Raw genomic sequence first — 13,055 nt, 5'->3', positions numbered from 1 at the left:
AACGGAGAACCGCGATGCGGAAGATACTCATAGTCGGAGCCGGCCAGTCCGGTCTCCAGCTGGCCCTCGGCCTCCAGTCCGCCGGGTACGAGGTCACCCTCATGTCCAACCGCACGGCCGACGAGATCCGGTCCGGCCGGGTCATGTCGACCCAGTGCATGTTCCACACGGCCCTGGAACACGAGCGCGACCTCCAGCTCAACTTCTGGGAGTCGCAGGCCCCCCGCATCGAGGGCCTCGGTGTCTCCGTCGCCGCCCCCGACTCCTCCCGCGCGGTCGACTGGGTCGGCCGGCTCGACGGGTTCGCGCAGTCCGTGGACCAGCGGGTGAAGATGGCCGGCTGGATGGAGACCTTCGCCCAGCGCGGTGGCCAGCTCGTCATCCACGGGGCGGCCGTCTCCGACCTGGACTACTTCTCCCGCACCTACGACCTGGTGATGGTCTCGGCCGGCAAGGGCGAGCTGGTCTCGATGTTCGGCCGGGACGCCTCGCGTTCGCCGTACGGCACCCCGCAGCGCGCGCTCGCCGTCGCCTACGTCCACGGCATGGGGCCGCGCCCGGAGCACCCGGAGTTCGACGCGGTCCGCTGCAACCTGGTCCCGGGCGTCGGCGAGCTCTTCGTCATGCCGACCCTGACGACCACCGGCCGCGCGGACATCCTGTTCTGGGAGGGCGTCCCCGGCGGGCCGCTGGACGTCTTCCAGGGCATCAAGGACCCGTCCGAGCACCTGGCCCTGACCCTTGAGCTGATGGAGAAGTTCACGCCCTGGGAGTACGCCCGTGCCACCGAGGTGGAGCTGACCGACGCCAACGGCACCCTGGCGGGCCGCTACGCCCCGACCGTGCGCAATCCGATCGGCCGGCTGCCCGGCGGCGGTCTGGTGCTGGGCGTGGGTGACGTGGTCGTCGCCAACGACCCGATCACCGGGCAGGGTTCCAACACCGCGTCCAAGTGCGCGCACTCCTACCTGCACTCGATCATCGAGCACGGTGACCGCGCGTTCGACGCGGAGTGGATGCAGGCCACGTTCGACCGGCACTGGGAGAACACCCAGCACGTCGTGAGGTGGACGAACGCGATGCTGGCACCGCCGCCGGAGCACGTGCTGAACCTGATCGGCGCGGCCGGCCAGCTCCAGCCGGTCGCCGACCGGTTCGCCAACGGGTTCAACAACCCGGCCGACTTCGACAACTTCTTCTTCGAGCCGGACAAGGCGAACGCCTACCTCGCCGAGGTCACGGCGGCGGCCCAGGGCTGAGACCGGCCGACGGGTGCCGGCACCGGTTCCGCCCCCCTGGCACCGGTTCCGCCCCCCCCCGGCACCGGTTCCGCCCCCCCCGGCCCGGCTCTGCCTCCCCCGGCACGGCCCGGTCCCGGCGCGGCCCGGGACCGGTCAGCCGGCCGCCGGGGCGTCGTAGCCGGTGTCGTCCCCGTCGCTCGCGCCCTGGGGCAGCTCCGGCGGGGTGTACGAGGCCAGTGACGGGCTTCCCGGGTCGGGCCTGACCGCCCCGAGCAGTGGGTTCGACGCCAGCGGTGACACCTTCACCGTGGCACCGGGCCGGGGCGCCTGCACCACCAGGCCGTCGCCGATGTAGAGCGCCACATGGGTCGCCTCGGGGAAGTAGACGACCAGGTCGCCGGGGCGCAGTGAGGACACCGGTACGCGCGGCAGCCGCCGCCACTGCTCCTGCGAGGTACGCGGGACGGCGCGTCCGGCCTTCGACCAGGCGGCCGAGGTGAGCCCGGAGCAGTCGAACGACTCGGGGCCCTCGGCCCCCCACACATACGGTTTGCCGATCTGCTCCACGGCGTACCGGACGGCCGCGCCGCCCTGGGCGGAGGGCAGCCGGGTGGAGCTCAGGGCGCCGGAGGCCACCAGCTTCTCCTGTGCCGCTTCGGTGGTGCGCCGCTCCAGTTCGGTGAGCCGGGCGAGCTGTTCGCCGGAGAGCGAGGCCAGCATCGCCTCGACCTCCCGCAGACGCGCGTGCACGGTGTCGCGCTGCTCCTTCCGCTTGCGGACCAGGGCCCGCTGCCGCTCCAGGACCGTACGGGACTTCGCCGCCAGGGCGGCGGCGCGTTCCTCGGCGCTGCCGAGCCGTTCCACGGTCGCGGCCCGGCCCTCCTGGAGGCGGGTGAGCACATGGCTCTGGTCCAGGGCGCTCTGCGGGTTCCGGGCGAGCAGCAGGTGCAGGTAGACGGAGAAGCCGGTCCGCCCCTGGTACTGGTCGCGGGCGAGCCGGCCCGCGTCGCCCCGGGCGGCCGCGAGTTCGGCGCGGGCCCGGGTCAGCTGGGCGTCCAGCTTCCTGGCCTCCGCGGTCTTCTTCCGCAGGGCCTCGGCGGTGCCGTTGTACGACTGCCCGGCCTCGGCCGTCTTCCGGTAGAGGGTCTGCAGCCGTCCGAGCAGTACGGAGACGCTCTGCGGGGCTCCCTTCCCGGCTGCCGGAGACCCGCCGGCCGCCGGAGCCCCGCCGTTCTCGGCGGCCCCCTCGTCCTCGGCGGACCCGCCGGGCGGTTCCTCGTCCGCCGTTTTGCCGCCGGCCGGTTCCCGGGGTGCGGCGGGGGAGGACGCCGGCTGGGCCGGGACGCGGCCGGGCGGGGGACCGGCGAGAGCGGGAGAGGCGGCGACGACCGCGGCCACCGCCGCCGTGCAGAGGGTGCGGACGAATCCGGCTGACACGACATCACCTCCGGTGGCGGGGGTGGATCCGTGCCCGCCGTCCGGGACGCGCAGGACGATCGGACGCTCGTGCGGACGGTCTACCCCATAAGTGTTCGGACCCCGTCCATCCGGTCACCCGCTGTCAGGCGATGCAAGGACCGCCCCGCGTGGCGGGCGGCGGATCCCCCGAACGCCCCAGGGCCGGGGCCGGGGCACGCCGCCCGGCACCGGCCCGGCCCCGGGGCGTCCGGCCCCGGCCCGCCGCCGTCCGGCCCCTGGAGCTCCGCGCCGAAGGGGGGCCGTGAGCCGGCGGGACCCCCTTCCGGTCCGGAAGCCCCTACTCCACCGGGAAGGCGTAGAAGGCCCGTTCACGCTGCACGACGGCGTTCTTCCCGGCGGCCAGCACCCGGTAGGGGGCGCTGACGGTGGCACCCTTCGGGTCCGCCGCGCCGATGTCCTGGAACTTCCACAGCCGGCGCCCGTCCGCCGCCGCGAACGCCGTCACCTGGGTGGGGTCCGAGGCGAGCAGGGTCCCGCCGCCACCGCTCAGGGTCAGCGCCGGGGCGTTCCCGCCGAGCGGCACCTCGGTGGAACGGCGCCAGGCCTGCCGGCCGGTCGCCGCGTCAACCGCTCCCACCTCCTGGTTCCGGTTGGTGGTGTGGAGCAGGTTCCCGGCCGCCCGGACGGGGGTGCCGAAGACGGACCCCTCTCCGCCGGGCAGCGTCCACACCGGTTTGCCGGTGCCGGTCTCGAAGGCATGGAGGTCCTCCCCGACCGCCGCGTACAGCCGTCCCTCGGTGTCGCCGAGAGCCGCGGCCTGCGGGGAGACGGCGCCGAACTGCCGGTTCCACAGGAGCTTTCCGGTGGTCCGGTCGAAGCAGCGGAAGAACGCCTTGCCCTTGGCCGCCTTCACATCGGCCGCGGTGAGCGTCGCCGGGGACTGGAGCACCAGGATGTCGGTGTCCCGGACCGCGGTCAGCCGGTAGGCGGGGGTACCGGGGTCCCGGCCCGCCGGGACCTCCACCCGCCAGACCTCCTTGCGGAGCACGATGTCGTACGCGAAGAAGTAGGCCCTGGGCACCTGGCGGTCCTTGCCCGGCTTCTTGCCCTTCTTCGGCTTCGGGGCCTTGACCGTCACCGTGTGGGAACCGGTGAACCAGAGGACGGACCCGGACTGCCCGGTGAGCGGAGCCACCTTCATGTTGGGTACGCCGTCGAACTGGTCCACGAACCGCACGCGGTGCTCGACCTTCCCGTCCTCGGGCGACAGCCAGAGGAACTCGGTCGGACTCGCCAGGAAACAGGACTCGTCCCCCGCGGCCAGTACCTTCTGGCCGCCCGCCGCGTCCTTGCTCTTCCACTTCTCGCGCCCGGTACGCAGATCGATCCCGGTCGCCCCGGCGCTGTCGGTCAGTACGAGCAGCTCGTCCCGCCAGATCCCGGCGGTCAGCGGGGCCGGAGCGGAGGCCGGCCGGGTGTGGATCCACAGCGGACCGGGCGCCTGCCCCGGCACGGTGGGGCGCGGAGCGGGCGCGGGCTTGTCGTCCGTGGCGGCTGCCGGCTCGTCGGACCCGAGGGCCAGCACCGAACCCCCGCCGACGACCAGCCCGGCGGCCCCGGCGGCCACAGCCGTGAGCAGCGCCCGGCGGCCGGTCGCGGTACCGCCTGCGGCGGCCGGTGCCGTGGCCGGCGGTACCGGGGACTGCGCCTGCGTCTGCGGCAGCGGGACGGGAGCCGCCGGGTAGGCGTAGGGGTAGGGCTGCCGGGCTTCCGGTGCGGACGCGGGGGCGGCGGGGGGAAGCGGGGAGCCGGGCGTCCCGGGGGCGGGCGGTCCGGTGAGTTCACGGGGGAGGGCCAGCTGGGCCGTGCTCCGGTCCGTCCACGGCGGACGCGGACCGGCCCGCAGGAAACGGGTGGTCCGGGTGTCGGCGTCGGTACCGCCGTCCTCCCCGCCCGTCGCGGTACCGGGCCCGGCGGCGGCCGGGGCGGGGGGCAGCGCCTTCGCCGGCACCGCGTCGGCCGGTTCCGGGACCGCCGGTCCGCCGGCGGCAGGGCCGAAGCCGCCCGGCCCCTCCGGCCCCGGGGCGCCCGCCGCGTCCGGTACGGCGTCCGCCGGCTCCGCGGCGAGGCCGTCACCGGGCCCCGGCTCCGGGGCGGCACCCGGTGGCACGGTGGCCGGGACGGTGTCCGGTGACACGGCGTCCGGGCCCGCGTCCGGTTCCGGAACCTCGTCCGCCCCCGTCTCCGGCCCCTCCTCCGTCCCGGTCTCCGACTCCGCCTCCGTCTCCGACGACGCTTCCAGCGCCCCGGCCCGCGCGGCCTGATCCGTGACCGCCGCCGCCACGGCCTCGGGGAGCCAGCCGCCCTTGGCCATGCCGGCGGCGCCCTCCAGCGCCAGCTCCGCCGCCACCGCCCCCGCACCCGGCCGGTCCGCGGGGTCCTTGGCCAGGCAGCGGCCGATCAGCTCACGCAACGCGTCGGGTACCGGGCCCAGTTCGGCACTGCCATGGGCGATCCGGGCCGCGGCCTCCTCGGCGGGGCCCTCGGCGAACGGGGTCGCGCCCGTCGCCGCGTACGCCAGCAGCAGCCCGAGGACGAACAGGTCGGAGGGCGCGCCCGCCTCCCGTCCCTCGACCTGCTCGGGAGTCAGATAGCCCAGCCGCACGGAGAGCTGGCCGCCCGGCTTCGCCTCGGCCCCCGCCGCCCCGCCGAGCGGCCCGAACGCCGTCAGCCGGGGCCCGTCCCCGGCGAGCAGCACCGTCTCCGGCGCCAGGCCCTGGAGCACGGCTCCCGTGGCGTGCACCCGTGACAGCGTCTCGGCCAGACCCGCGCCCAGTATCCGTACGGCACGCTCCGGCAGCGGACCCGTGAGGGAGATCGCCTCGGCGAGGGTCAGCCCGGGGACGTACGCGACGGCCGTCCACAGCCCCTCGTCCCCGCTGCCCGGCCCGGCCAGCAGCGGCTGCACCCAGCCGCCCGCCAGCCGCTCCGCCGTACGCGCCTCCGCCTGGAAACGGCGCCGGAAGGCGGGAACAGCGGCGAGTCCGGGCCGGGCGGCCGTCACCACGACCCGGGCCCCCGCGGAGTCGCGGGCCAGGAACTGCACCGCGCTCGCGGCCTCGCGCAGACGCGCCAGCGCCGTGTACGGGCCGAAGTGGCGTGGATCGTCCTGCCTCAGCGCCTCCATGGCGCACCCCCTTGTTGACACAGCCTTCAGCACCTGATCGCCGATCTTACGACCTGGGGGACCACGGGAAGCGGCGTCACGGTGCGGGGGGCGGGGCCGGTGCCGCCCTTCAGGAGCCCGGTCGTTCCGGCTTCGTCCAGGGCCACTTGGGGCGCGTGCGCACACGGCCCCCGGGGGCGTACTCGTACACCCAGCCGCGTTGCAGCCCGAGCCTCTTCGAATACCCGGCGGGGACGCGCCGGTAGGCGTACACGGTGGCCGGACCGCCGTCGGCCGCCGGCACCGGGACCTCGTACCACTTGGGCGGATGACCGGTCGGACCCAGCAGGACGGGCAGCACCCGGCCGTCCAGCGGGCCGCCGGTGAAGGGGGTGTTCTCGCTTTTCACCCCGCCAGTCTGGCGCAGGGCCGGCGGTGGGGCCCGCCACCCGCCCTGTGCACCCGCCACCCGCCCGGCAGCCGCGCCGGGCCTTTCCGGCGGGGCGGGCGGCCCCGGCGGGCGGCGGCCCCTCAGGCGGGCGGCAGCAGGTGCGCCGCGTGGGAGGCGACCGGGAGCATGCCCGCCGCCAGCCGGGCCGCGGGCCCGTCGGCGCTCTCCTGGGCCAGCAGGTCCGCCACGACACCCGCGGTCTCACTGTCGGACGCCGCCGTCGCCGCCAGCAGCGCCACCAGATGGTCGACCAGCCAGCCCCGCAGCTCGGGGGCGGAGGGCTGCTTCCCCTCGTCCAGCCAGATCAACGACGCGGCCTCCACGGCCGCGATCCAGGTGCGCACCATCATCCGCAGCCGGGGACCCGCCTGTCGCTGACCCGGCCCCGCGCCCCGGCCCAGGTGCAGCAGGATCTGCTCGGCGGCGGCCCTGCGCACCCCGTCCACGATCGCAGACGTACGCGAGGTCTCCACCACGCTGCCCCCGCGCAGCAACGCGCTGAAACCGGCGTCGTGCTGGTCGACGAAGCCGAGGTAGCGGTCCAGTACACGGCTCACCCGCTCGGTCGGCGGGCCGGCGGCCGGCTCGGCGAAGCAGAGCGTCAGCTGCTCCGCCGCGGACCCGAGCGCGGCCTCGTACAACTGCTGCCGCCCGCCCGGGAAGTAGCGGTAGACCAGCGGCCGGGACACTCCGGCCACCGCGGCGACCTCGTCGATCGACACCTCGTCCGGCGCCCGGTGGGCGAACAGCGTGAGCGCGGCGGCCAGGAGCTGGGAACGCCGCTCCTCGACCCCCAGCCGTCGGTAGGCGCGGGCCGGCGGTGCCGCCTGTGCTCTCGCCTGTGCTGCCGGTGCGGAGGTCATGCCCCGCAGCCTAACGGCCTCACCCGCGACGGCGAGCGGCCTCAGGCCAGCAGACCCGAACTCTTCCACAGCCTGCGCCCGACGCCGTTCAGGACCCCGATGTCGTCGAAGAACTCGGTGAGCCGGCTGGCCCCGGACTGCATGACCTCGGCCCGGTGGCCGCTGGCCTTGACCTGGGCGACGGCCTCACGGCGGTCCAGGCCGACGTTGTCGTACACCTGCGGGTTGATGAAGCAGACGGAGAAGATCCGGGCCGCCTCGCCGCAGCTCAGCCGGGTCAGCCGCCGCTCCCAGGACGGCGCGGTCACCATCTGGCGGCGCAACTCCTCCCGGGCGTACCGCACATGCCGGGCCTCCTCCACGACATGGATCCGGGTCACACCGCGGACCAGGGTCTGGACGCGCTCGTCGGGGAAGGTGAGGCGCTGCATCCAGTCGAGGATCTCCTCACCGAGGAGGGTCGCCGCGAACGAGCCGGGCGTGGTGGAGATCGTCTTCAGGATGCGGGCCGCGTTGTGGTAACCGCGCGGTACCGGGTAGGTGGGGGCGCCGCCCCACTGGATCATCCGGCCGAACATCATCGAATGGCGGCACTCGTCGGCGATCTCGGTGAGGGCGTACCGGACGTGCTGGCTGGTCACCGGCTTGTCGTAGATGTGCCGTACCAGCAGTTGCATCAGGATGATCTCGAACCAGATGCCCAGGGAGGCCAGCGAGGCGGCCTCGTGCCGGGACAGGTCCATCCGCTGCTCCTCGGACATCTTCCGCCAGAGCGGGGTGTCGTAGAGCGATACCAGCTCCGGCGGCCAGAACCACTTGCCCTCCTCGACCGGTGCCTCCCAGTCGAGTTCGGTGTCCGGGTCGAAGGAGTGCCTGGCCGAGGCTTCGAGCAGGCGTATCGCGACCTGCTCGCGGTCCTTGAGCGGGCCGAGGGCATCGCGCAGCGCCTGGACGTCCTGTTCGCTCACCGTGGTCATCGCTGAGAGCACCTCGCACATGGGTTACCGGCGGTCATGCTTTATGAGACTGCCTGTCAGCAAGTGCGTCAATCCCTTGCGCACGACTTGTTGACCGCGCGTCTACCAACGTGTGAACCTGCCAACTGGCGCCAGCACCAAGGAACTTACGATCCTCGCCAGGCGAAGGAGCTGTCCGTGTCGACACACGACCTCTACACCACCCCGCCCGAAGCCCCGGACTGGCAGATACCCGCCACCGGCGCGGCCCGGTTCAGCTGGGACTACGACGCCGGCCGCGAACGGCTCCTCGCCCTGTACCAGAAGGGCAAGGACAAGCAGTGGGACGGCAACAAGCGCATCGACTGGAGCATCGAGGTCGATCCCGCGGACCCGCTCGGCACCCCCGACGAAGGGCTCCCGCTCCACGGCACCCCGCACTGGGCGAAGATGACCGAGCGCGACAGGGGGGAGCTGCGCAAGCACTACACCTCCTGGCAGTTCAGCCAGTTCCTGCACGGTGAACAGGGCGCGATGATCTGCGCGGCCCGGATCACCGAGGCGGTCCCCGACCTGGACGCGAAGTTCTACTCCGCGACCCAGGCGATGGACGAGGCCCGGCACGCGGAGATCTACAGCCGCTTCCTCCACGAGAAGGTCGGCATGCTCTACCCCGTCAACGACAGTCTCCAGGGACTGCTCGGGGACACCCTGCGCGACTCCCGCTGGGACATGCCCTACCTCGGGATGCAGGTGCTCATCGAGGGCCTGGCGCTCGCCGCCTTCGGCATGATCCGCGACACCACCACCAAGCCGCTGCCCAAGCAGATCCTCGCCTACGTCATGCAGGACGAGGCCCGGCACGTGGCCTTCGGCCGGATGGCCCTGCGCGACTACTACAAGCAGCTCGGCGACGCGGAACTGCGTGAGCGCGAGGAATTCGTCATCGAGGGCTGCTACCTGATGCGCGACCGGCTCAGCGGGGTCGAGGTGCTGGAGAACTTCGGCATCGGCAGGCAGGAGGCCCAGGAACTCTCGGAGCACTCCGAGTTCCTCCAGCTGTTCCGCAAACTCCTCTTCAGCCGGATCGTGCCCTGCGTCAAGGACATCGGCCTGTGGGGCGAGCGGCTCCAGAAGGCCTATGTCGACATGGGCGTCTTCGAACTCGGCGACTCCAGCCTCGACCTGCTGATGGCCCAGGACGAGGAGATAGCCGAACAGCTCGACCGCGAACGCTTCGCCGAGGAGGAGCAGGCCCGGGTCGCGGAGGTCGCCCGGGCGATAGCCGACGGCGGGGCGGACCCGGCGGACGGCTGACCGGACCGCCACCGCCACCGCCGACGGCTCGCGGCGGGGCCCGGCGGACGGTCCCAGGGGCGAGGGCAGGGGGCAGGGGCGAGGGCAGGAGGCGGGGCAGTGGTCCGCGCGGCCGGTGCTCCGGTGTTCACTCCCCGTCCGGCAGGCCGACCGTCCGGCCGTCCTTGTCCACCGTGCGGCTCTCCCAGTAGGTGTCCCACGTGTCGCCCACGTGCTCGGGCACCTTGCCCTCCGGGTAGCGGACGTAGCCCTCGGACGGCTCCTCGCCGTCCGGGAAGCAGGCGCTGCCGGGACCGCCCACGGCGATGACCGGGTACTCGCCGTCGCTGCATATCGCGTCCGCCGTCGAGCAGGCGGTGGTGGACAGGGCGAGGACCAGAGCGGCCAGGCCGAGACCGGCCGCGGTGGCGTACGGACGGCGAAGACGGCTGTTGTGCGACATGTTCGGGCTCCCTCAAAGGTCTGCTGTCGGGCCCAGCCTGCCGCCTCCAAGGCCGGTGATCGTGAGTGCGCGTACTCAGGTACCGGGGCTGTACGACTCAATCGCCCCGGGGGCGGCCGGCACGCGGAAAAGGGATGTACCTCCCGCAGGCGCACGGGAAGACTGGCGCCCATGGACTCCACACCCGTCCCGGGGGACCGGACCGCCGCCCGCCGCAGTCTCGAAGCGCTCGCCCTCGGTGACGCCTTCGGGGAGCGGTGGTTCCCGCTCTTCCGGCCGCCCCGGCAGGCGTTCGCCGAGGTGCGGGCGCGCCGCACCCCGCACGAGCCGCTCTGGCACTGGACCGACGACACCGCGCTCGCCCGGGCCCTGCACCGTGTGCTGGAGGAGCGCGGGCACGTCGACCAGGACCGGCTGGCCCTCTGCTTCGCCCTGGCCTTCGACGCGGACCGGGCGCGGGGGTACGGCCACGGCATGCACCTGCTGCTGCCGCAGCTGCTCGGCTCACCCGGGGACTGGCGGACCCTGGCCCCCGGCCTGTTCGAGGGCGGCAGCCTCGGCAACGGTGCCGCGATGCGGGTCGCCCCGCTCGGGGCCCGCTTCCACGCCGACCTCGGACACACCGCCCGGCAGGCGGCGCTGTCGGCGGAGGTCACCCACGCCCACCCCGAGGGCGTCGCCGGGGCCGTGGCGGTCGCGGTCGCCGCGGCGCTCTCGGTGCGCGGGGAGTTCACCCTGGAGGCGGTCACCGCGCGTACACCCGAAGGGCTCGTACGGGAGGGGCTGCGGCGGGCCGCCGGGGTGCCCTTCACCACCGAACCCTGGCGGGCGGCCGACCTGCTGGGCAGCGGGCGGCGCATCCGGGCCGACGACACGGTGCCGTTCGCGCTGTGGACCGCCGCACGGCACCGGGGCGACCTGGAGGCCGCCCTGTGGGCGACGGCCGAGGGCTTCGGGGACGTGGACACCACCTGCGCCATCACCGCGGGCGTCGTCGGGGCGGCCACCGGGCTCGAAGGAGTACCCGAGGCATGGCTGCTGCGCCGGGAGCCGCTGGACTGAGCGGTACTGGGCGGTTCCGTACGGGGATGTGCGGGGATGCACAGGGATGTGCGTGGATGTACGGGCCCGGGCGGCCGGTCCGGCGGGACGTGCCTCGCGACCGGGTGCCGGGTGCCCGGCACCGATCCCCCCGTGTCGAATGACTGTTCGCCTCGGTGACGTACCGTGAACGCCATGAGCATGCCGCCGCAGCCGCCCCAGGGTCCCTACGGGCCGCCCCAGCCTCCGCAGAACCCGTACGGGCAGCAGCCTCCGGCCGCCCCCGGGCCCTATCCGCCGCAAACCCCGCCGCCGCCCTACGGCTACCCGCAGCAGCAGCCCCAGGGCGCCCCCGGGCCGTGGGGCGCCCACCCCGGCATGCAGCCGGGCGTGCAGCCCGGTGTGCCCGGTTATCCGCAGCCGCCCCGCAAGAGCCGGACCGGTCTGGTGCTCGGCATCGTGGCCGGCGGACTGGTCCTGGTGACCGCACTCGGCTTCGGGGTCTACCAACTGATCGACAAGGGCGCGGACGCCGCCTTCCCCGAGGCCACCCACAAGCTGGTGGTGGAGAAGACGATGCTGGACGGGGAGTTCACCCTCAGCCAGGACATGTCCGCCACCGAGGGCAGGAAGATCGAGAACACCCCCGACCCGAGCATCCGGGACGGCCGGGCCGCGGTCGCCCAGTACACCTCGGACGAGGGCGGCGCGCTGGTGCTCTCCGGCATGTACGGGCGGCTCTCCAGCCCCTCGTTCATGCGCGGCAAGATCATGGAGGGCGCGGCCACGGCCGACGGTGCCAAGGTGATGGTCCCCGCCGAGGAGTTCCGCCCCGCGGGCTACGACATCACGGTGGAGTGCCAGGTCGTGCAGTCCAGCAACATGGGCGTGAGTGCCAATGTGCCGATGTGCGCCTGGGGTGACGACAACACCGCCGCGATGATCGCCCTCGTCCGCCCCGACCAGGTCACGAAGGACGCGCGGTCCATCGACCTGGAGAAGGCGGCGGAGGAGACCGCGAAGGTCCGCACCGAGATACGCAAGCCGCTCAGCTGAACCGGGGCGGCCGCGTCGGCGGCAGGACCCGCTCCACCGCCCGTGCCGCGCCCAGCAGTTCCGCGTCCGCGCCCCGGTCGGCCACCAGGTGGAGGCCGACCGGGCAGCCGTCCGGGGTGAACCCGGCCGGCACGCTCGCCGCCGGATGACCGCTGAGGTTGAACGCCCAGGTCAGTGCGGTGGAGAAGACCTCACCCGGACCGTCGTGGCCGTGCGGCGGGTTCGGTGTGACCGGGGTGAGCAGCAGGGACACGCGGGCGAACACCTCCGACAGCCGCCGGTCGTTCCCCTCCCGCAGCCGGCGTGTGGCCCCGGTGGGGGCGCCGCCGCGTACCGCCGTCCACGCCGGCCCCGGATCGTCCAGGGTGACGGCGTCACCGGACAGCCGGACGACCCCCGCCGCCTCCAGACGGGCGACCGCGCCCCGGACCACCTCGGCCACCTCCGGGTCCACCGCGGCGAAGCCCAGGGTTTCGCTGTGGACGGCCGGCAGCGGCAGCCGGGCCGGCCGGGGGGCGTAGCCGTCCAGCACATGGCGCAGATACGCCTCCGCCCGCTTCGCCGAGGACGCGAGCACCCCGGGTGCCGCCAGGCCCGTGGGGTCGGGGGAGGGGAGCAGGCCGTTGGTCGTCTTCAGTCCGAACACCCCGCACCAGGCCGCCGGTATCCGCACCGATCCCGCGCCGTCGCTGCCCGTCGCCAGACCGACCATGCCGGCCGCGACCGCGGCCGCCGACCCCGCCGAGGAGCCGCCCGGGACGCGGTCGGCCCGCCAGGGGTTGAGCGTGGGGCCGCCGGGGCCCAGGCCCCAGGTCTGCCAGTAGGTGCCCGGTCCGGGGACGGAGGTCGCGCCGACGGCGACCCCGCCCGCGGCGATCAGCCGCCGGGCCGCGTACGACCGGATGCCCGACGGGCCCTTCACCGCGAACGGCAGTCCGCCCAGAGGGAGTTCCCGGGCCCCGGGCTCTTCGGCCAGCGCCCTCCCGTGCCACACCTCGGTGAACGCCCGGACCTCCGGGTCCCGTTCACCGATCCGGGCCAGCGCCTTCGCCACCCCGTGCCCCGCCCCGTGCTCCATACCGTCTCCTTCTCCCGGAGCCCAG

The 13,055-nt window shown here is 74.1% G+C and carries 11 protein-coding genes; 4 read left to right on the top strand and 7 right to left on the bottom strand.

What is annotated here, in order from left to right:
• Positions 1–14 precede the first annotated feature (14 nt).
• Positions 15–1,259: a styrene monooxygenase/indole monooxygenase family protein gene (locus CP967_RS10445; RefSeq protein ID WP_150487715.1), complete on the top strand. Its 1,245-nt coding sequence runs from the start codon at positions 15–17 to the stop codon at positions 1,257–1,259.
• Between the two features lie 135 nt (positions 1,260–1,394).
• On the opposite strand, the gene CP967_RS10440 is transcribed toward CP967_RS10445, so the two are convergent.
• The 5 genes from CP967_RS10440 to CP967_RS10420 all read right to left on the bottom strand — a co-directional run bounded on the left by CP967_RS10440 (position 1,395) and on the right by CP967_RS10420 (position 8,117).
• The gene (locus tag CP967_RS10440) at positions 1,395–2,678 is read right to left on the bottom strand and encodes a C40 family peptidase (RefSeq protein WP_150487714.1); all 1,284 of its coding nucleotides are present in this window, start codon (positions 2,676–2,678) and stop codon (positions 1,395–1,397) included.
• Positions 2,679–2,997: 319 nt separating this feature from the next.
• Positions 2,998–5,847, bottom strand: a complete 2,850-nt coding sequence (locus CP967_RS10435) for an outer membrane protein assembly factor BamB family protein (protein ID WP_150487713.1) — start codon at positions 5,845–5,847, stop codon at positions 2,998–3,000.
• Between the two features lie 109 nt (positions 5,848–5,956).
• Entirely contained in the window at positions 5,957–6,235 is a 279-nt protein-coding gene (locus CP967_RS10430) for a hypothetical protein (RefSeq protein ID WP_150487712.1), read from the bottom strand.
• A 122-nt stretch (positions 6,236–6,357) separates the two neighbouring features.
• Entirely contained in the window at positions 6,358–7,140 is a 783-nt protein-coding gene (locus tag CP967_RS10425) for a TetR/AcrR family transcriptional regulator (protein WP_150487711.1), read from the bottom strand.
• A gap of 41 nt (positions 7,141–7,181) precedes the next feature.
• Positions 7,182–8,117 (bottom strand): AurF N-oxygenase family protein, encoded by a 936-nt coding sequence (locus tag CP967_RS10420; protein WP_150487710.1) that lies wholly within the window; start codon positions 8,115–8,117, stop codon positions 7,182–7,184.
• Between the two features lie 177 nt (positions 8,118–8,294).
• Between CP967_RS10420 and CP967_RS10415 the strand changes: the two genes are divergently transcribed.
• Positions 8,295–9,413: a ferritin-like domain-containing protein gene (locus tag CP967_RS10415; protein ID WP_150487709.1), complete on the top strand. Its 1,119-nt coding sequence runs from the start codon at positions 8,295–8,297 to the stop codon at positions 9,411–9,413.
• A 127-nt stretch (positions 9,414–9,540) separates the two neighbouring features.
• Here CP967_RS10415 and CP967_RS10410 read toward each other — a convergent pair whose 3' ends face one another.
• Positions 9,541–9,855, bottom strand: coding sequence for an SCO0607 family lipoprotein (locus tag CP967_RS10410; RefSeq protein ID WP_150487708.1), 315 nt, complete (start codon positions 9,853–9,855; stop codon positions 9,541–9,543).
• A gap of 171 nt (positions 9,856–10,026) precedes the next feature.
• On the opposite strand from CP967_RS10410, the gene CP967_RS10405 reads away from it, so the two are divergent.
• Positions 10,027–10,917, top strand: coding sequence for an ADP-ribosylglycohydrolase family protein (locus CP967_RS10405; RefSeq protein ID WP_150487707.1), 891 nt, complete (start codon positions 10,027–10,029; stop codon positions 10,915–10,917).
• Positions 10,918–11,091: 174 nt separating this feature from the next.
• Positions 11,092–11,952, top strand: a complete 861-nt coding sequence (locus CP967_RS10400) for a hypothetical protein (RefSeq protein ID WP_150487706.1) — start codon at positions 11,092–11,094, stop codon at positions 11,950–11,952.
• Here CP967_RS10400 and CP967_RS10395 read toward each other — a convergent pair.
• Positions 11,945–13,030, bottom strand: coding sequence for an amidase family protein (locus CP967_RS10395; RefSeq protein WP_150487705.1), 1,086 nt, complete (start codon positions 13,028–13,030; stop codon positions 11,945–11,947). The two genes, CP967_RS10400 and CP967_RS10395, sit on opposite strands and share 8 nt — an antisense overlap.
• Positions 13,031–13,055 lie beyond the last annotated feature (25 nt).

The sequence above is a fragment of the Streptomyces nitrosporeus genome (assembly GCF_008704555.1).
Classification (GTDB): domain Bacteria; phylum Actinomycetota; class Actinomycetes; order Streptomycetales; family Streptomycetaceae; genus Streptomyces; species Streptomyces nitrosporeus.
Note: the sequence above shows the minus strand (reverse complement) of the source record. Positions and strands in the feature narration are given on the sequence as shown.